The sequence below is a fragment of the Tahibacter sp. genome (genome assembly GCF_032229445.1).
Lineage (GTDB): Bacteria > Pseudomonadota > Gammaproteobacteria > Xanthomonadales > Rhodanobacteraceae > Tahibacter.
In genome coordinates this window covers 44,096-62,863 of record NZ_JAVTWC010000064.1, presented here as the reverse complement: position 1 = coordinate 62,863, position 18,768 = coordinate 44,096, and the positions used below count along the sequence as shown (strand labels likewise).

At 65.2% G+C, this 18,768-nt stretch carries 13 protein-coding genes and 1 tRNA gene; 5 read left to right on the top strand and 9 right to left on the bottom strand.

Annotated features, from left to right (window positions below):
* Positions 1–148 precede the first annotated feature (148 nt).
* Positions 149–2,314 carry a hypothetical protein gene (locus RUU78_RS12520; protein ID WP_313917062.1) on the bottom strand — a complete coding sequence of 722 codons (2,166 nt, stop codon included), beginning with the start codon at positions 2,312–2,314 and terminating at the stop codon, positions 149–151.
* Between the two features lie 435 nt (positions 2,315–2,749).
* Complete coding sequence (locus RUU78_RS12515) at positions 2,750–3,676, bottom strand: hypothetical protein (protein ID WP_313917060.1); 927 nt, start codon at positions 3,674–3,676, stop codon at positions 2,750–2,752.
* 536 nt (positions 3,677–4,212) lie between these two features.
* On the opposite strand from RUU78_RS12515, the gene RUU78_RS12510 reads away from it, so the two are divergent.
* Positions 4,213–5,781: an ATP-binding protein gene (locus RUU78_RS12510; RefSeq protein ID WP_313917058.1), complete on the top strand. Its 1,569-nt coding sequence runs from the start codon at positions 4,213–4,215 to the stop codon at positions 5,779–5,781.
* A gap of 133 nt (positions 5,782–5,914) precedes the next feature.
* Here RUU78_RS12510 and RUU78_RS12505 read toward each other — a convergent pair whose 3' ends face one another.
* On the bottom strand, positions 5,915–6,682 hold the full coding sequence (locus tag RUU78_RS12505) for a choice-of-anchor D domain-containing protein (protein ID WP_313917056.1): 768 nt from the start codon (positions 6,680–6,682) through the stop codon (positions 5,915–5,917).
* A gap of 833 nt (positions 6,683–7,515) precedes the next feature.
* Positions 7,516–7,592: transfer RNA gene (locus tag RUU78_RS12500), tRNA-Pro, on the bottom strand.
* Positions 7,593–7,677: 85 nt separating this feature from the next.
* Between RUU78_RS12500 and RUU78_RS12495 the strand changes: the two genes are divergently transcribed.
* Genes RUU78_RS12495 through RUU78_RS12480 form a run of 4 tightly spaced genes read left to right on the top strand, consistent with a single transcriptional unit; the run spans position 7,678 to position 11,849 of the window.
* Entirely contained in the window at positions 7,678–8,970 is a 1,293-nt protein-coding gene (locus RUU78_RS12495) for an FAD-dependent oxidoreductase (RefSeq protein WP_313917055.1), read from the top strand.
* Positions 8,971–8,981: 11 nt separating this feature from the next.
* Positions 8,982–10,781, top strand: coding sequence for a CocE/NonD family hydrolase (locus RUU78_RS12490; protein WP_313917053.1), 1,800 nt, complete (start codon positions 8,982–8,984; stop codon positions 10,779–10,781).
* Positions 10,782–10,821: 40 nt separating this feature from the next.
* Positions 10,822–11,601, top strand: coding sequence for an N-formylglutamate deformylase (gene hutG, locus RUU78_RS12485; RefSeq protein ID WP_313917050.1), 780 nt, complete (start codon positions 10,822–10,824; stop codon positions 11,599–11,601).
* Positions 11,602–11,648: 47 nt separating this feature from the next.
* On the top strand, positions 11,649–11,849 hold the full coding sequence (locus RUU78_RS12480; RefSeq protein ID WP_313917049.1) for a hypothetical protein: 201 nt from the start codon (positions 11,649–11,651) through the stop codon (positions 11,847–11,849).
* Between the two features lie 436 nt (positions 11,850–12,285).
* Here RUU78_RS12480 and parE read toward each other — a convergent pair whose 3' ends face one another.
* From parE to RUU78_RS12455, 5 genes are all read right to left on the bottom strand, one after another.
* Positions 12,286–14,175 (bottom strand): DNA topoisomerase IV subunit B, encoded by a 1,890-nt coding sequence (parE, locus tag RUU78_RS12475; RefSeq protein WP_313917047.1) that lies wholly within the window; start codon positions 14,173–14,175, stop codon positions 12,286–12,288.
* A gap of 140 nt (positions 14,176–14,315) precedes the next feature.
* Positions 14,316–14,582 carry a hypothetical protein gene (locus tag RUU78_RS12470; RefSeq protein ID WP_313917046.1) on the bottom strand — a complete coding sequence of 89 codons (267 nt, stop codon included), beginning with the start codon at positions 14,580–14,582 and terminating at the stop codon, positions 14,316–14,318.
* Between the two features lie 73 nt (positions 14,583–14,655).
* Positions 14,656–15,402, bottom strand: coding sequence for a class I SAM-dependent methyltransferase (locus RUU78_RS12465; protein WP_313917044.1), 747 nt, complete (start codon positions 15,400–15,402; stop codon positions 14,656–14,658).
* The gene (locus RUU78_RS12460) at positions 15,399–17,627 is read right to left on the bottom strand and encodes a glycosyltransferase (RefSeq protein ID WP_313917043.1); all 2,229 of its coding nucleotides are present in this window, start codon (positions 17,625–17,627) and stop codon (positions 15,399–15,401) included. Before RUU78_RS12460 ends, RUU78_RS12465 begins: the two co-directional genes overlap by 4 nt.
* Entirely contained in the window at positions 17,624–18,688 is a 1,065-nt protein-coding gene (locus tag RUU78_RS12455; protein WP_313917041.1) for a hypothetical protein, read from the bottom strand. The genes RUU78_RS12460 and RUU78_RS12455 overlap by 4 nt, the downstream gene beginning before the upstream one ends.
* Positions 18,689–18,768: the final 80 nt, after the last annotated feature.

The following is an 18,768-nucleotide window of genomic DNA, read 5'->3' as shown; positions in this document are numbered from 1 at the left end:
GGCAAATCGTTCGCGCGCAGGGTCATCCGGTGCGTGTTAAGTAAGTGCCATTCGGGTCAGGTTAGCTTACGCAGCCTTTTCGCAGGAAGTGAACCTGACCCCACGCGCCGGATCTCACGCCTTGGGCTCCACGGGTTTGCGGGTATGCCTACTCGAATCCGTCTTCGAACAGCGGTCGAATCGTCAGCTCCACGTCCATACGGTGCGCGGCGTAGTCGGACTGGCCCCAGAACGAAACCCGGCGGCCTTGCACGCGGGTCGGCACGGCACTCGCGTTGCGGAACAGATCGCGTCTATCCATCGCGGCCGACATTACAAAACTCGACGACGCGAAGTCGAATGCGAGAAGCGCGCCCGTGTCGTATGCGGCAAAGACAATATGCTGGTTCGCGACATCGGCCGACCATGCCGCCACTGCCGTGCCACCGGTCTGCACGGATCTGACGAGCGAGTGCGTGCGCAGGTCGTAAACAAGAATCTGCGTGCCCGCCGCGAGCACGAGTTGCTTGCGCGTGTGATCGATCGTCGCAGCACCGCCGACGGGCAGCCCCCACTCCGTCACGCCCGTTGTCGCGTTCAGCACCGTCGTCGATTGCTCCGTGACCGCGACGATCTCCAGGTCGGAATCGTCGTCTACATTGGCGACCGCGAGCGTATTCAACCTGTCGCCGACGGGCATCCGCATCGTCCATACCGCAGCGCCGTCACTGAGCGCGACGCGACGCAGGTTGCTTCCGTAACGAAACACGACGCCGCTCGAGTCGATCACACGGGGCAGCAGAACAGGTGTGCCGTAGGGTCCGTCCTGGGGCACAACGACCGTCCGTTGGCGTGTGCTCGTTGCGCCGTCTATGATCTCGAGTTCGGGCGCGCGTATATTGGCAGTGGCGACGATGATCTCGAGCGCCGGGTCGCTGTCGAGCTGTGCGACGTCGATGCCGCCCGTGCCGAGCCAGTCACGCGAGTTCGCGAGCGGCGCCGTGACGGCCTCGTCCTTCATCGTATCGGCATTGGCGATGTGGACGCGACCCGAATCGTAGCCTGAGCGCGTCGAGTACGACGCATACACATACTCGGGCGTACCATCCGCGTCGACGTCGGCAACGATGCCGTCGGGATGCGATGCGCTCTCGTCGCTCGCCCACCACGATACCTCCGGATTGCCAAATCGACCGACGGCGAGTTGGTCTTCACCGGAACTGGACACGCCCGCGCCCCAAATGATCTCGTGGCCCGGCGCGCCGTCGATGTTGCCGGCGGCGATGCGACCGACACCGTGCTCGCGGTTGTGGATGCAATGCTGCGGGAGCTGCGTAGACGTCGAGTACACGCAGACGTCGCCCCACTGTCCGTCGCCCACAAGCAACTCGTGCCGGCCGTCCATATCGAAATCCCACGCGGCGACCGAATCGAGATCGAACAGGCCGGTGAGCGACCAGAGCGCTGTTTGCTGCCCCGCGTCGAAAACATGAATCGCGTCCCAGCTCTGCATCATCGCGAACTCGAGTTGCGGGTCCGAGTCGAAATTGCCTGCGGCCACGTCGACAAATGGCGTTGCAGGTAGTGTCCACAGCACGGTACCGTTCGATGCCGAACGCACCGTGCTGGCGTCTGCTGCGAGCACGATCTCCAGCCCGGGCTCGTCGCGAAAGTCGCCGATCGCAAAATCGTATGTGAAATTCGAATTCAATTCCGTCTGCCAGCGTACAGTGCGCGTCGACAGGTCCGACACTGTCAGCGCCGCGGGGTATGGCGGGTACGGGTAGTAACCGCCGCCGGTGAGCGTGACCAATTCGAGCGTGCCATCGCCATCGGTGTCGACTACGCGCGCACGACGCAGCTCTTGCGGCATCGGCACCGAAGTAAGCAGTTGCATGTCAGGCAGCGAGTAGATGTACAGCGTGCTCGCCGCCGCCACGACGTAACGCTTCTGGCCGCCAACGGTGATCACTTCGGCGTCGACGATCCCATCGTGATAACCGCGGCTCACGTACCGCATCGTGAGTCCCTGTGGCGTCCAGTCGGCGACGTACCAGTACGACGACGAGGCCTGCGCGATCGCGATGACCTCACTACGCGAATCGCCGTCGACGTCAACGACATCGAGGCCCGCGTAGCCGGGCGCGTAACCGAACGACGCGGACGTAGCGGGAAACGTAACGCTCGCCGTGATCTCGGGGTCGAGTGCGTTTACAACAGGCGACTCACCGCGCAGAACGTGCGCCGTACTCGGTGCGAACGACGTTCGCGGCGTCCACGGCGCAACGACGATCTCGGCGCGGTGCTGCACGGTAGCCCGATTGGGAACACCCATTGCAACCGGGTAAGGGATCGCTGGATTGGCGAGCCAAGCGTCGCTAGTGGTGTGAGGCAAAACTTGGGCGCCGGCAACTGCTGGCGCGATGAATAGACCGATGTTGAGGGTGATTGTCAGGAAACGAATGGCACGCATGCTGGAAATCCATGGCAGAAAATGTAAAGAAATCGGGGTCAGGTCAACTTACGCAGCCTTTTCGCAGGAAGTGAAGCTGACCCCACGCTCCGCTCTGATTGCAGCAGTAGCGGGCGAGCAAGAGGTCGCTGACCTTGTGCTGGCTACCGGAGCCCCGGATCGACCATTTTGCCGGCACCGGCAAAATGGTCAGCGCCTTCATCTCCGGCGACCTCGCAGGTGGTCGTCGCCTTGAAGACCAACGAGCTTGCCGCTGAATCGCGAACGCTCGTCCAAGCGACAAGGAACTGCTCGAACCTACTGCAACGACATCCGCATCTCGAGCGAGCGTGCAAACGCGGCTACAGCGGCATCAGCCGGCCCGCCGCGTTTGGCCTGAGCGACAGAGGCGGCGCGGACCGCGTCGCCGTCCGCATCTGATCCGCTCGCGTCCTGCAGTAGCGGCTGCGCATATTCCGCGTTGACTTCCTTGGGTGTCTTCATGCGCGTGCCGTAGGCCGGACTGCCCGAACCGCTGGGACTGCCGCCGACGGGATAGGACCAGCCCAGGCCGAACACGCGCTGGTCGTCCATGTCGATGACGTAGAAGTCGTAATAGGCGCCGACACGAACCAGGATGCCAAACTTGCGTAGGGCTTGGTCATAGAGCGCTACGGCCACGCGGCTGGTCGGAAAGCCGTCGAAGTATCCGGCTACAAACGGGCCGTTAGCGTTCGATTCGTAGGTGCGGAAGACGAGCCAGTCGCCGATGACGTTGCCGTTGTTGTGGTACGTCAGCGCGAAGCTGCCGCGCAGCACGGCAAGCGTGCCGTCGTAGGCATAGAGCTGCTTGGTAATCCGCGTGCTGCCGCCCTGGTAGTAGAGCGTGCCGGTGACGTAGGAATCGAATTCGATACGCAGCGGGCCCGCCGCGTTGGCGATGCCCTGGGGCCGTACGTAGGGACAGCCGATGCACTGGCCTCCGGTGTTGGCGTCGAACGTCGCGCTGAAGGTGCTGGTGGCGAAGTTGTACCTGCCGGCCGAGATGAACCAGGTCGCGGCACCGCCGGGCGCATAGACGAACGACGTTACGATCATCACGTCGTCCTGAATCTCGATGTTGAAGCCGCGGCCGGATTCGTTCGGATTCCACCAGAGCCCGCGCGTAGGACCGCCGATGAGGACGGCTGCCTGGGCCGCGAACGCGATGACATACAGACACAGTGCCGCGAGCAGACGCTTCATGGGTGGTCCCGCCTCGATCGGCGCCGAAGAGACGCCTTGTGCGCCATCACTGCTGCGAGCGCGGCCGTTCTCCCACCGTGGTGCACCCTGCCAGTGAGCGCGGTTCGTCCATCGGAGCGAAGCCGGAGGTGCCGGAACGGCCCGATTGTCGCGTTAGCGAGATGACGCGGCGAAATGATCCGACTGCCGACACTTCCTTGCCGCCGCATCGCCGAGTTGTTGCCCCATCGCGGGCAGCTGCAGGGGTAAGGATCACTTCGATCGTGCGCGGTGGAAGGTGAGCTGGGCGCACGCTTGCGCTTGCCAATGGGTCGGGCACTACCTAGATTGAGGCCATGCCGTTCGTCGGCTGGACTTGTGTAAAACCAGGCAATGGGTTCGCTGAGAGAGGAAGATCCGAGTTGGCACCGCGTCCTGCTTCAGCCGGATAAGCCATCCGAACGATTGTCCGTCGGTGTCATCAACCTCGGCAAAAATCGCATAACGCAGGCACGGCACTTCGTACGCGGGCTACGACCGTCATTCGAGAGTAGATCATGATGCGCAATCCGTTCAAGCTGTCCGCGCTGGATCATCCTTATGCCGAGCGTCTCGAGGAAATCCTCGTGGATGATCTTTACCGGCGCGCACTGATGCCGGTGGTGATGCTGTTGCCCGTGCTGGGCGTGTTCTACTCGGTTCTTGCGGCGATAGTGCCCGAACGTCCGGTCATCGGCTGGATCTTCGTCGCATTGTTCCTGCTCGTCATTCCGCGACTCGTGATCGTCCTTTGTGCCGACCGCATCAAGGCCCGCTATCCGAATGCGCAGCAGCGGCTGCTTTTTTTTGCAGTCCCGACGGTCGTCGTTGGGCTCGGAATGTCCGCGATCAACCTGCTTGCCGCGCCGCTGATCACGGCGGAGCAATTGATCATGCTTGCGATCATCGCGGCAGGCATCAATTCGATCGCGATCATCAGCATGAGCTCGAGCCTGGCAACGTATCTGTTGTACATGGTGCCCAATATCGGCTCCATCGCAGTGGCGGAACTGATCGGTCCGCCACTGATGTACCGCGAGGTCTTCTTGTTCCTGATCATCACGAACCTGTTCTCGCTCGTGTTCATGGCGACAACCGTGAATCTGAAGGCTAGGCGCAACATTTTGCTGCAATTGAAGATCAACGAGATCAATTCATTGTTGCAGGAGGTCAACCATCAGTTGAAGTGCGAGGTCGACGAACGAATGGCGGCGGTCGCCGAACTCAAGGTGCGCAACGAGGATCTCGAAGCGCTGAATCAACGCATGGCCAGCACACAGGCTCGTCTATTGCAGTCGGAGAAGATGGCGTCGATCGGACTGCTCGCTGCCGGCATCGCTCATGAGATCAACAACCCGATTGCGTTTGTGCGCTCAAACCTCCACAGCCTCGCCAACTACTTGACCGATCTCGTCGCGGTGATGAAGGCCTACGAAGTAGCCGAGTCGACGCAAGGCGAGGCGGAGCGGCGCATACTTGCCGAGCTCAAGCGCTCGACGGACATTGGCTACGTGCTCGACGACATACCGTTGCTGATCGCGGAATCGTCCGGCGGGCTGAGCCGTGTGGAAAAGATTGTCAACGATCTGAAGAAGTTTTCTGACCTCGACAGGACAGCGTGGCAGTACGTCGACCTGCACGAGAGCATCGAGAATACGTTGAATGTCGCCGCACATGAGATCGGCCAGAAGGCCGATATCGTGCGCGAATACGGTGAATTGCCTCCGGTCGCGTGTCTGCCGGGTCAGCTCAATCAGGTCTTCCTGAATCTGCTCGTCAACGCGGTCCAGTCGCATCCAGGTCGTGGCACCGTCACGATTCGGACCGGGCGCGATGGCGACTCGGTCTGGGTGCAGATACAGGACACCGGGGCCGGAATTCCGCCGGAGAATCTCGCCCGTATCTTCGATCCTTTTTACACGACGAAGAAAGTCGGCGTCGGCCCAGGACTTGGTCTGTCGGTGTCGTATAGCATCATCCAGCAGCACGGCGGCTCGATCGAGGTCAGCAGCGAGGTCGGCAAAGGCTCGATCTTCACTGTGCGGTTACCGATCGACGCGCAGCGACCCGACGAGCGTGCCGCTTAGCGGATCGCGGCGGCCCCAGGCCTATGACATAGCGGGTGTTGCTGTCCTTGAAAGCAACTGTTTGAACTATGGGTGCCATCATTCTTTCCCCCCGAGATCGTAGGGATGGTGGGTGGCACCGTTCTCCCCAGGCTTACTCGAACGCTGTAGGCGGTGGTTGCTCGAATCCGTCGCCAAACAGGGGAAGTTCCGGCAAACCGGTGCCTGTGAGCGTGAAGAAGAAAAAGCCTGAGCCCAATCCGGTGCGGATAGCAATTTCCGTCGTCGAGCCGCCTTCCTGGGCCGGTAAGAAGGTATAGAACAGCATGCACGACCACTGGGCAGGGAACAGGAAAGGTGGCGCGGGACAGGTTCCGCCCGTAAGAACGAACGCGCTGGTAGCCGGCACACTATTTGTCGGCATGAAGGACCTGACAGAGACCGCGACGGGCCGAGGGTTCTCTATGAGGACCGAGAACTCCGGGCTGGCCGTGCCGACGGGTGTCGGGGGAAACTCAAGCGTTGACGGCGACATTTGCAGAAACCCGACGTCCCCGACACCCCGCAGCGAAAACTCAACACTACTACCTCCAGCCAGCGTCACTCTGAACCTCTCGAGGTAGGAATGGGTGCCAAGTGGCGTGAACGTGTACGAGATCGTGCAGGTTGCCTGCGGCGCAAGGGTAAAGGGCACTTCACCGCAACTGCCGCCTGCGCGTCTGAAGAGGTTGAGGGGCGGCAGGACAGTCGCGATGGCGACAACGGTCACTGCCTCGTTGCCGGTATTCGTGAATGTCGTCGCCCTCGGCTCGCTGGGAATCTGGATGGCCTGGACCTGGAAGTCCAACTCCCACGGCGTCACAACGAGATCGGCCTTGGCCGAGCCGGACAACAACAGCATTCCCAACAGCAGACGTTTCATGGGTAAGCACCTGGCGGACTGGCGATCGGTAGATAAGTTGCCCTGTTCGCAGAAAGGGCGCCTGTTCCCTTGAACGACGAACGAGCAGGTTTACTGCCATGGATCGTTCGACGGATCATTCGACGACCGGCGGTCCTGTGCTGGCTTCCGGAGTGGACGTAACGTGAGAGTCGAAGATTCCGGCGCGCACCGCCCCGCTGCTGGCGGCAAACGGGTGTCGCTGGTGAGGCCGCGGGCACGCGGCAGGCTGGATGCCTGCAACGCTGCTGGGACGAATGAAGCCCAGTGACCGATCCGGCCATGGCCCGGCGCGTCTGCAGCGCGCGCGGTTCCTATTGAACGCGTATACAAGTCGCAAATATGCCGATCGCGCGCGATCGCAAAGCGCAAATCATTTCGGGCGCTTACGGGCAGGTAGGGCGGCCCAATTCGGCCCGGACACCTTGGCTCGCGGAGCACCTTCGATTCCAGCGTCACTGATAGCCCGTGAACTCGGCGAGCTCATCCTTCGTGCAGCTATAGCGACCCAGTCGTATCAGACATACGCAAGGCTCTCATCAGGGGCCGCTACTCTGCTCGCCCCAGCCCGCCAGCGCTCCCGGACGCGACTCTGGAGCCCTGATTCTCACGGTGCGCTGGTGGCCAACATCTACGCGACAGCGCGTGCGCGCTCAACGCTGTCACCGCGGAGAGGTAATGTCGTCGGCGGCTCGGGACAGAGCCAGCCATCACCAGTCGGTGGCTATGCCGAACTTGGGCGCTAAAACTGTTGGCAGGATGTTGGCAAAAGAAAAACCCGCACTAGGCGGGTTTTTCTAAGACCATGAATTCATTGGTCGGGGAGACAGGATTTGAACCTGCGACTTCTACGTCCCGAACGTAGCGCTCTACCAGGCTGAGCTACACCCCGAGGGAGTCGCGCATCTTAATGACCGATCCGGGAGTTGGCAATACCTGCGTGGCGGGTCGGGGCGGAAAATCGGTAGGATCGGCCGATGTCTGAACCTCCATCCGAAATCCCTTCCGAAGCCGCCGCCGAAACCCGGCCTGACGTGCTGATCCTCGGCGCCGGTGTGATTGGCCTTGCGTGCGCCTGGTATCTGCTGGAAAGCGGCCGGCGCGTGGCCGTGCTCGACCGCGGCCGGGTGGGCGGCGGTGCGTCGCACGGCAACTGCGGCACGCTGACGCCGAGTCACTCGGCGCCGCTGGCCATGCCGGGCATGGTGCTCAAGGCGCTGCGCATGATGTGGCGCAAGGATGCGCCGTTCCATGTCGCGCCACGGCTGGATGTCGAATTGCTGGGCTGGCTGGCGCGCTTTGCCGGGCGCTGCAACTGGCGCGATTTCCACGCGGTCAACCGCGCCAAGGCGCAGATCCTCACGCATTCGCGCGGGCTGATCGGCGATCTGGTGGCGGGGCAGGGCATGGACTGCGGCTTTGCCGCGACCGGCACGCTGTATGTGTTCCGCGAGCAGCAGGCGCTGGATGGGTTCGGCTGGCATCTCGACAGCCTGCGGGCGGTCGGCATTCCGGTGGAGGAACGCACTGGCGCGCAACTGCGTGCGCTGGAGCCGTGCCTGCGTGACGAGGTCATCGGCGGCGTGTTTCATCCGGGGGATGCGCAGTTGCGGCCGGATCGCTATGTGGCGGAACTTGCGCGGCTGGTGCGTGAGGCGGGTGGCGTCATCGTCGAGGACTGCGCGGTCGAGGATTTCGCGGTGACCGGCTCGCGTATCGACGGCGTCGTGACGGCGCGCGGGCGTTACGTCGCCGACGAGATCGTGCTCGCGCTCGGGGCCTGGTCGCCGCCGCTGGCGCGGCGCCTGGATCTGCGCATTCCGCTGCAGCCGGGCAAGGGCTATTCGATTACCTATGAGCGGCCGGCGCTGGCGCCGCGGATTCCGCTGGTGCTCAGGGAAGACAGCGTCTGCGTGACCGCGTGGGCCGACGGCTATCGCCTCGGCAGCACGATGGAATTCGCCGGCTACGACGAAACGCTGAATCGCCTGCGCCTGGATGCCTTGCGGCGCGGTGCGGCGCGCTACCTGCGCGAGCCGGAAGGGCCGCGCGTGTTGGAAGAATGGTTCGGCTGGCGTCCGATGACCTGGGACGATCTGCCGATACTCGGCCGCAGCGCACGCTGGGACAATCTCAGTCTCGCCACCGGCCATGGCATGCTCGGCGTGAGCATGTCGCTGGCCAGCGGGCAGCTCGTCGCCGAGCTGCTGGCCGGTGCCACGCCGACGCTGGACCCCGCGCCGTACAGTCCGCTCCGTTTCCACCTGTGAGGTTTCGACCCATGCTGCGAGCCGCTTGTTGTGCCGTGTTGCTGTCGATCGCCGCTAGTGCGGCTGCAGGGCCAGCGCCTACCGCCGAAGCGCCGGTCGATCTGCAGTGGGGCGTGAAGATTCCGCTGCGCGACGGCGTGGAACTGCAGGGCACGCTGTATCGCCCACAGGGCGAGCGCGAGGCGCTGCCGTGCATCCTGTCGCTGACGCCGTATATCGCTCAGAACTATCACGATCGCGGCATGTATTTCGCCGCGCGCGGCTATGTGTTCGCGTCGGTCGACGTGCGCGGACGCGGCAATTCCGGCGGTGAGTTCACGCCGTTCCTGCAGGAAGCCAAGGACGGTCACGACATCGTCGAGTGGCTTGCGAAGCAGAGCTATTGCAACGGCAAGATTACGATGTGGGGCGGTTCCTACGGCGGCTACGACCAGTGGGCCACGGCCAAGGAAAAGCCGGCGCACCTGGCCACCATCGTGCCGGTCGCGGCGGTGATGCCGGGGCTCGATTTCCCGATGCGCGGCAATATCTTCTATCCCTACGACATGCGCTGGCTCACCTATGTCAGCGGCCGCGCGACGCAGGACAAGCTGTTCGGCGATGAGAAAATGTGGACCACGCTGTTCCGCAGCGCGCACGAGGCGCATGCGCCGTTCAATACGCTGGATACGCGCTTCGGCAATCCGTCGCCGATCTTCCAGCAGTGGATCGCGAATCCGCTGCAGGGCGAGTACTGGGACCGGCTGAATCCGACCAACGAACAGTACGCCGCGCTCGACCTGCCCATCCTCACGGTCACCGGCCACTACGACGGCGACCAGCCCGGCGCGCTCGCGTTCTACGCCAGGCACATGCAGCACGGTTCGGCCTCGGCGCGCGACCGGCATTATCTGATCATCGGGCCGTGGGACCACGCCGGTACGCGCACGCCGCGCGAGGAATACGCCGGTCTCAAGCTCGGCAAGGCCAGCCTGCTCGACATGAACGCGCTGCACCGCGAGTGGTATGACTGGACGCTCAAGGACGGACGCAAGCCCGAATTCCTCAAGGCGCGCGTGGCCTACTACGTCACCGGTCCGGACGAGTGGCGCTATGCCGATACGTTGGATGCGGTGACGGCTTCGCACGCGGAATATTTCCTGGATTCCGACAACGGCCGCGCGAACGACGTGTATGCCTCTGGCCGGCTCGAAACGGGCAAGGGGACGCGCAGCGGTGCCGACCGGTATGTCTACGATCCGCTCGACGTCAGCGCCGCGGAAGGCGATGCGGCCGACGAGTCGGGCAGCGAGCTGACCGACCAGCGCCCTCTGCTGCGCCGCAACGGCAAGCAGCTGGTCTATCACACGGCGCCGCTGGATAAGGACACCGATATCGCCGGCTTTTTCCGCTTCAGCGCGTGGCTGAAACTCGACCAGCGCGACACCGATTTCAGCGTCGACGTGTACGCGATCGCGCCCGACGGCAGCAGCCTGTTCCTGAGCAACGACGTGCTGCGCGCGCGCCACCGCGAGAGCCTGCGTGAATCGGTACTGGTCACGCCGGGCAAGGTCGAGCGTTACGAGTTCAAGAACTTCACCTTCGTCGCGCGCCGGCTCGCGCGCGGCAGCCGCCTGCGCCTCGTGGTCGGGCCGATCAATACCTTCAACCTGCAGAAAAACTACAACAGCGGCGGCGTGGTGAACGCCGAAGGCGCGAAGGACGCGCGTACCGTGACGGTGGAGCTGCTGCACGATGCACAGCACCCGTCGGCGCTGTATGTGCCGCTGGCAGGTGAGAGGTCGGCCGCGGTCGCGGCAGACAAGCGCTGAGCCACGACGAATTCCCCCGGCTTCCGATACGGTTTTGCTCATGTCTGTCTGTACGTTGCACCACGGCCACGCGCCGCTGCTGATTTCGCTGCCGCATGACGGCAGCGCGCTGCCGGCCGGTTTCGAGGACCGTCTGACCGCGTCGGCGCGGCGCGTGCCCGATACCGACTGGCATGTGAGCCGGCTGTACGACTTTGCGCGCGAACTCGGCGCGTCGATCCTCGTGCCGCGGTTCTCGCGCTATGTGGTCGATCTCAACCGTCCGCCGGACGACGTGTCGCTGTATCCGGGACAGAACACGACCGGGCTGTGCCCGACCGTGCAATTCAGCGGCGAGCCGGTGTATCGGCCGGGGCAGGAGCCGGACGCCGAGGAAATCGCCGCGCGCGTGCAGACGTACTGGCAGCCGTATCACACCGCATTGCAGCAGGAACTCGCGCGGCTGCGCGCCGAACACGGCCGCGTCGTGCTGTGGGAAGGCCATTCGATCCGCAGCGTCGTGCCGTTCCTGTTTGAAGGACGCCTGCCGGATTTCAACGTCGGCACGGCCGCGGGCGCGAGCTGCACGCCGGCGCTGCAGGCGCGACTGGCCGCGGTGATGGATGCCCAGAACGACTACAGCCACGTCTTCAACGGCCGCTTCAAGGGCGGCTACATCACGCGCCAGTACGGTCGGCCGGCGGACGGCGTGGAGGCCGTGCAGCTCGAGCTGGCGCAGATCAATTACATGGATGAAGAAACCTTTTCGTATCTTCCGGAACGCGCCGGGCCGACTGCCGCATTGATACGGCGTCTGCTTCAAGCCGCTCTGGAACACTGAGCGCCCGGCCGGGCGTTCGTCACCGTACCGCAGCTGAGGATCCCGTCATGCGTATCGCCATAGCCACCGCCGTCCTGGTCGTATTCGCTTCCCTCGCCATCTTGCCGTCGCCGGCCTCGGCGCAGGCCGGCCTGGGCCGTACACGCACGCCGCCGCCGGAAGAGCAGGAAAACAAGAAGGGCGAGGAGCCGCCGCAGGAGCAGGCACCGGCGCAAAACAAGAAGAAAAAGGGCAAGAAGGACGAGTGATGGTGTGGCGGGCGGGGCGCAGCACACGCACGCACGCGGCAATATCGTCGGACGGACTGCTCGCTGAAGCGACAGGCTGATCGCATTGGCCCCTTGAAGGCGGGCGACTCGCATTAGCCCTCCCCTTCAAGGGGAGCGACTCGCATTACCCCTCCCCTTCAAGGGGAGGGTTGGGTGGGGATGGGGTTGATGTTGATGTTGCTCCGCACCGCAGATAGAACACCGGCGCTGACGTTGAGCGTGACGTATATGGCATGCCCTAGCGTTACGCCGAACACCATCCCCACCCAACCCTCCGGCCCGTTGGGCGTTCAAGACGACCAGAACCTTCGGTTCTAAGCGGTCGCCTTTCACCCCCTTGAAGGGGAGGGCTTGTGGCTCTCAGCTTGGCGTTTCGCCTAGGCATTCTGCTGGGCCGCTCGAATAGCCCCTCGCCTCAGACTTCCAGCGAAGCCAGGTCGCCCTTTTCCTCGAGCCAGCTCTTGCGGTCGCTCGCGCGTTTCTTCGACAGCAGCATGTCCATGACCTTGCTGGTGCCGTCGTCGCTTTCCACGGTCAGTTGCACGAGGCGGCGGGTGTCCGGATGCACGGCCGATTCGCGTAGCTGCGGCGGGTTCATCTCGCCGAGGCCCTTGAAGCGTGTGACCGAGACCTGGCCCTTCATCTTCTCGCGTTCGATGCGTTCGAGCAGCGCGCGTTTTTCGTTCTCGTCGAGGCAATAGAACACCTGCTTGCCCACGTCGACACGGAACAGCGGCGGCATGGCGACGAAGATGTGGCCGTTGCGCACGAGTGCGGGGAAGTGGCGCATGAACAGCGCGCAGAGCAGGGTCGCGATGTGCAGGCCGTCAGAGTCCGCATCGGCGAGCACGATGATCTTGCCGTAGCGCAGACCGTCGATGCGATCGACGCCGGGATCGCAGCCGATTGCGACGGCGAGGTCGTGCACTTCCTGCGAGGCCAGCACCGAGCCCGATTCCACTTCCCAGGTGTTCAGGATCTTGCCGCGCAGCGGCAGGATGGCCTGGAAGTCCTTGTCGCGCGCCTGCTTGGCCGAACCGCCGGCGGAGTCGCCTTCGACGAGGAACAGCTCGGTGCGCGACAGGTCGCTCGACGCGCAGTCGGCGAGCTTGCCGGGCAGGGCCGGTCCCTGCGTGATCTTCTTGCGCACGATCTGCTTTTCGGCCTTGAGTCGCGCCGCGGCGCGCTCGATCGCGAGCTGGGCGATGCGTTCGCCGATCTGCACATGCTGGTTGAGATACAGCGAGAAGCCGTCGTGGGCGACGCCTTCGACGAAGCCCGCGGCATTGCGCGAGGACAGGCGTTCCTTGGTCTGGCCCGAGAACTGCGCGTCCTGCAGCTTCAGCGACAGCACGAAGGACAGCCGGTCCCAGACGTCTTCCGGCGCGAGCTTCACGCCGCGCGGCAACAGGTTGCGGATGTCGCAGAACTCGCGCAGCGCTTCGGTCAGGCCGGTGCGCAGGCCGTTGCAGTGCGTGCCGCCCTGCGCGGTCGGAATCAGGTTGACGTAGGACTCCTGCACCAGCTCGCCCTCGGGCACCCAGGCCAGCGCGAACTCGACGGCTTCGGTCTCGCGCTTGAGTTCGTGCACGAACAGATCGTTGGGCAGGTATTCGTTCTGGCCGAGCATGGAGCGCAGGTAATCCTGCAGGCCGTCCTCGTAGTACCAGGTGTCCTTGTCGCCGCTGCCTTCGTCGGTCAGACGCACGGTCAGGCCGGAGCACAGCACGGCCTTGGCCTGCAGCACGTGCTTGAGCCGCGTCAGCAGGATCTTCGGCGTGTCGAAGTATTTCGGATCGGGCCAGAAGCGCACGGTCGTGCCGGTCTGCCTCTTGGGCACGCTGCCGACGACTTCGAGTGCGCTGGCGCGGTCGCCGTTGCGGAATTCCATGCGATGGATCTGCGCGTCGCGCTTGATCGTGACCTCGACGCGCGTCGACAGCGCGTTGACGACCGATACGCCCACGCCGTGCAGGCCGCCGGAAAACTGGTAGTTCTTGTTCGAGAATTTGCCGCCGGCATGCAGGCGCGTGAGGATCAGCTCGACGCCGGGGATGCCTTCTTCGGGATGGATGTCGACCGGCATGCCGCGGCCGTCGTCGCTGACGCTGACCGAGCCGTCGGTGTAGACGGTGACTTCGATGGTCTTGGCGTGGCCGGCCAGCGCCTCGTCCACCGAGTTGTCGATGACTTCCTGCGCGAGATGGTTCGGGCGCGAGGTGTCGGTATACATGCCCGGGCGGCGCTTGACCGGGTCCAGCCCCGACAGGACTTCGATATCGGCGGCGTTGTAGCGACTGCTCATTGCGGTGGAACCTGGCTGCGGACGCGAACCGCTCATGGTGGCGGCAAGCGCTGCGCGGATCAAGCAGGCGAAGGCGACGGTACTGCCTCAGTGGGAAATTGACCGATCCGCCCGTCTTCGGGAGCGGGGCATCCGCGGCATCACACCCAATACTGGTTGAGCAGCGGCAAATACATACTGCCCATATGCGGGTTGGCTCGCTTCTGCTGGATCAGGCGCAGCTCCAGCAGGTATTGCTTCCAGAACGCATCCCATTTCTTGCGTTTCCGCGGCGCCGGCACGTGCAGTTTCCAGGCAACCACGATGCATTCCTGGCGGCAATGTGGGCAGATCACCGCGACCGCACGCTGCGACGGCTTTCGCTGGAGCTTGCGGCAATCAAGGCAGGCGAAGGTTCGATTGCTCATGTCTGGAGCCTGTTTTACGCCTCGCCACCCCTCATGGCGGGCTCTGCGGCCATGGTAATCGAGGAAAGGAGCCCTAAGGCCGCAATATCAGCGTGACGAAGCGCATGTCCGCGCTCGGCGGTGCGTTGCCGTAGTCGCGCACTTCGCGCTGCACGACATAGCCGGCCTGCTGCGCGAGCGACTGCAGTTGCGCGGGCGCGTAGGGACGGATGGTTTCGTCGGTGTGGAATTCCTGCAGCAGCGTGTCGTCGGCGGCGAGTACGCGGTACTGGCGTTCGATGCGGTTGGTGCCGTCGTCGTTCGCGCTGATGCGCTTGCGCCGTTCGAGGAAACCGTCGTCGTGCGGGCGCCGGTAGTCGAGACGGAAATCGGCGAAGCTCTCGACGGGCTTGGGCACGAACGCGTCGAGCACGACGCAGCCCTGGTCGCTGAGCAGCGCGCGCAATGCAGCGAGCACGTCGACGGCGACGTGCAGGTCGGTCAGGTAGGTGATCAGCGAATACGGCAGCAGGATCGTGGCGAAGCGCCCGCGCACGGCGGTCGCGCGCAGGTCCATCTGCAGCACGTTCGCGGCGAGGCCACGCGCGGCGGCATCCCGGCGCAGGCGCTGCAGCATCGGCAGCGAGCGGTCCGCGCCGGTGACATCGAGCCCGGCCGCCAGCAGTTCGATGAGGATGCGGCCAGTGCCGCAGCCGAGTTCCAGCACGGCGCCGTCCTGCTCGCGGCAGAACGCGCGGTACCAGCCGACGTCGTCGAACGGCATGCTGCGGCCCATGTCGGTGGCGTAGACGTCGGCGATCGCATCGTATGACCAGGTCATGATTTGTCCTCGGGGCAGAGCGTGCGATAGACCTCGCGCTGGCGCGCGGCCATCGCGTCCCAGGTGAAATTGTCCAGAATGTCGTCGTCGGCGCGCTCCAGGCGATGGCGCCGGTCCGTGTCGCGCAGCAGCGGCGCGATCTGCGCGGCCATGCCGGCAATGTCGGGACTGCAGACCAGCGCGCCGAGGCCGGCCTCTGCAAAGCCGCGCGCGCCGTCGGCGGTGCTGACGCAGATGCGGCCGGCGAGCAGAGACTCGATGAGCTTGATCGACGAGCCGCGGATGTCGACCTGCGGGTTGATGCTGAGACTGCATTCGGACAGGTGCGGCGCCGGATCGACGAAGGCCGACACCAGTTCGATGCCGGGTCCGCGCAGGCGCGCGTCGGTGTCGGCGATCGCGGCGGACTCGGCGCCGCCGAGGATGCGCAGCCGCAGCGTCGGGAACTCCGCGCGCAGCGCGGGCCAGGCGTGGTCGATGAAGGCGAGGATGCCGTGCAGGTTCTGCGCGTAGCGGAACGGGCCCATGAACAGCAGCAGGCCGTCGGGCGAGGGCACGTGGCTTGCGCGCCGGTCGATCGCACCGTTGCCGATCAATGTCGCCGGTTGCGGCGCCAGAAGTGCTGCGTCTTCCGTCGAGCAGACTACGACGCTGTCGTAGGCCGCGATCGCGGCGCGCTGGCGCGCGTCGCTGGCGCCGTCATCGTTGGCTCGACGCGCGCTGTCGAGATAGACGTCGTGCAGGCATAGCAGCCAGCGCGGCGCGCCGGGCACGGCGGCGCGGCCCTGCGCCAGCTCGGCCAGCTCCATGAATTCGACCTGCACGATGTCGGGCTGGAACTGCGCGACGGCGATATCGAGCGCGGTGCGCAGTCCGGGCCAGGCGTGGCGCGTGAGCCGGGTCGGCAGATCGAGCGCCGCTTCGCCAGCGATGTCACCGCGGCCTTCAAGCAGGCGCGCGCCGCGGAAATGCCGGAGCCAGGGTTCGCTGGCCGGGCCGTAGAGCGAGGCTTCGTCGCCGAGCAGGAAAAAATCCACCTCGTCCGACAGCCGCGCGACGAGTTCGGCAATCCGCCGTGCGCCGCCGTGCGCTGGCGGGAATAGCGCGAACGGCGAGACCAGCAGCACGCGCGGCCGGCGTCGATCATCGTTGTGTCGCGGCCAGTACCAGTGATCCTGCGTGATGCGTTCGAAGCGCAGGCCGTGATGGCGCGCGCGTTCGGTCGCAAGGCGGCTGCGGAACGCGCGAATGGCCAGTCCGATGCCGCGCAGTTCGCGCCGCGACACCGCATCGATCTGTGACAGGCGCTGCAGGCTGCGCAGCGGATGGCGCCGCGTCCAGCGATGACGCAGGTCGAACAGCAGTTCGTTGCGGCGGATCACGCGTGCCACTTCGTCGGCCTCGAAATAGCGCCGCACCGTGCCGCGATGGTAGTGGTGCGCATGCGACACCGGGCAGAACACGAGTTCCCAGCCCTCGCTCCAGGCGCGTATGCCCCAGTCGGCGTCTTCCCAGTAGAACGGGCGGTAGTCGCGCGAATCGGCGACATAGCGCCGCAACTCGGCGGTGCGGCACAGCGAGCTGCCGCCGCCGGGATACAGGTTGCCGCGCGCGAGGCGCAGGTTGCCAGGATCGCGTTCGTAAACCTCGGCGTGCTCGGGGTTCGCGTGGAAGTCGGACCAGCCGGTTTCCTCGCGGCGTCGGTCCGCGTCGGTGAAGAAGATCTGCGAGGTGACCGCGAAGACGTGGTCGTAGCGATACGGCAGCAATTGCGCGAGCGCATCGGGTGCCAGGCGCATGTCGCTGTTGAGCAGATAGCTCCAGCCGTGGCGCGCGGCGGCGAGTCCCGCTTCGATCGCGCCGTTGTAGCCCAGCGCGTCGGCGTGGAACTGCCATTCGTAGCCGGGCCAGCGCTGCTGCAGGCCGGCGTAGTCCGCGCGCGCGGCGCCGTTGACGACGACGATAACCTGCTGCGGTTCGGCGACCGCGTCGAGTGCCCGTTCCAGCGCGGTCAGGGTTTCGGCCAGCAGGTCCGGCGTGCCGCGTTCGGGCACGATCACGCTGAGGCCGGACAGGCGCGCGCCGCGTGCCGTGCGTGCAGCACCGGGACGCAGCCGCGCGAGCAGATCGGCGCCGAACAGTGCGGCCGCGAGCGGCAGGTGCGGCAGCAGGCGCAGTACGACGCCGGACCGCTGCTTCAATCGGCTCAGACTCGAACGGCTCACACCAGCCATTCCGCGGCGGGCAGGGCGAGACCGCGGCGCGCGCGTGCGGTCCAGCGCAGCGCCTGTTCGGCAAACATCGCGCACCAGACGTTGGGCTGCGGCGCGTCCACATCGACGCGGAACGGCAGGCGTCCGGCCGCGTCGACGCGATCGGCCAGCGTTGCGACCAGCTGCTCGACGGCGGCGCCTTCGGCCGCGCCGGTCAGCAGCAGCACGCGCAATGTCTGCGCGAGGATGTCGCTGCGCGGCACCGGTGAATCCTCGGCTTCGGGCAGATTGCCGCCAGCATCGGCGAGCGCGAGGCAGCGCTGCGCGAGCGTGGCGATCGCGGCTTTGCAATCAGGCTCGGCGACGAGCATGCCTTCGGCGAAATACAGCGTCGGATGCAGCATGTCGAGGGCCAGCGTTGCGACCTCGCCGCGATACGACTGCGCGAGCGCGCGGCAGGCCTGCGTGAGCGCGGCGGGCAGCGGCCTGTGCCGCTCCGCGAGTTCCGCGCGCGAGCTGGCCTTGACTTCGAACGGTCCGCCGAGCGTCGACCAGCGCGGTGGCAAGGTCACGCCGGCGTCGGTTCGTGCGGCGCGGATACGGCCGTCGGCATCGACGAACGCGGCGAGTTCGTCGATCAGCCGCTCGACCGCGCTCGTCGGGAGCGCGACGAGTCCGGCCTCGTGCGCGGCGCACAGTCCGCGCAACAGCATGGCCAGATCAAAGAAAAACACGGCACGGTTGCGCCAGTCGTCGGCGCCGTCCGCGCCAACGTAAGCCCGCGTCGCCGGCACCGCGCCGTCGGCGAGCACGCGCTCGGCCCAGTCGGTCGCGGCCTGCGCGGCCGGGCGCAGGAGGTCCGCATCGGTGACGCTGGCGACATCGGCCAGCCAGTGCAGGTAGTAACCGGTAATCTCGGGATAGACGTAACGCGCCTTGCCGTCGGCGTCGAATGCGCCGTAGATGCCGCCTGCCTGCGCGCCTTGCGCGCATTGCACGTCGCCGGCGAGCAGCCAATGGCGCAGCCGCGCCGCGGTGGTTTCGCACAGGTCAGTCAGGGCTTCGCCGCTCATGCCACGTCCTTGTCCGCAAGGGCGCACATGGTAGCGTGAGTTCGTCGATGCGCTACGCACGGCGGCATCGCCGCGCGGGA

Excerpts from the sequence above, each read along its gene's own strand:
- RUU78_RS12520 (WP_313917062.1), bottom strand. The coding sequence starts at position 2,314 with ATGGGTGTTCCCAATCGGGCTACCGTGCAGCACCGCGCCGAGATCGTC.
- RUU78_RS12515 (WP_313917060.1), bottom strand. The coding sequence starts at position 3,676 with ATGAAGCGTCTGCTCGCGGCACTGTGTCTGTATGTCATCGCGTTCGCG.
- RUU78_RS12510 (WP_313917058.1), top strand. The coding sequence starts at position 4,213 with ATGATGCGCAATCCGTTCAAGCTGTCCGCGCTGGATCATCCTTATGCC.
- RUU78_RS12505 (WP_313917056.1), bottom strand. The coding sequence starts at position 6,682 with ATGAAACGTCTGCTGTTGGGAATGCTGTTGTTGTCCGGCTCGGCCAAG.
- RUU78_RS12495 (WP_313917055.1), top strand. The coding sequence starts at position 7,678 with ATGTCTGAACCTCCATCCGAAATCCCTTCCGAAGCCGCCGCCGAAACC.
- RUU78_RS12490 (WP_313917053.1), top strand. The coding sequence starts at position 8,982 with ATGCTGCGAGCCGCTTGTTGTGCCGTGTTGCTGTCGATCGCCGCTAGT.
- hutG (WP_313917050.1), top strand. The coding sequence starts at position 10,822 with ATGTCTGTCTGTACGTTGCACCACGGCCACGCGCCGCTGCTGATTTCG.
- RUU78_RS12480 (WP_313917049.1), top strand. The coding sequence starts at position 11,649 with ATGCGTATCGCCATAGCCACCGCCGTCCTGGTCGTATTCGCTTCCCTC.
- parE (WP_313917047.1), bottom strand. The coding sequence starts at position 14,175 with ATGAGCAGTCGCTACAACGCCGCCGATATCGAAGTCCTGTCGGGGCTG.
- RUU78_RS12470 (WP_313917046.1), bottom strand. The coding sequence starts at position 14,582 with ATGAGCAATCGAACCTTCGCCTGCCTTGATTGCCGCAAGCTCCAGCGA.
- RUU78_RS12465 (WP_313917044.1), bottom strand. The coding sequence starts at position 15,402 with ATGACCTGGTCATACGATGCGATCGCCGACGTCTACGCCACCGACATG.
- RUU78_RS12455 (WP_313917041.1), bottom strand. The coding sequence starts at position 18,688 with ATGAGCGGCGAAGCCCTGACTGACCTGTGCGAAACCACCGCGGCGCGG.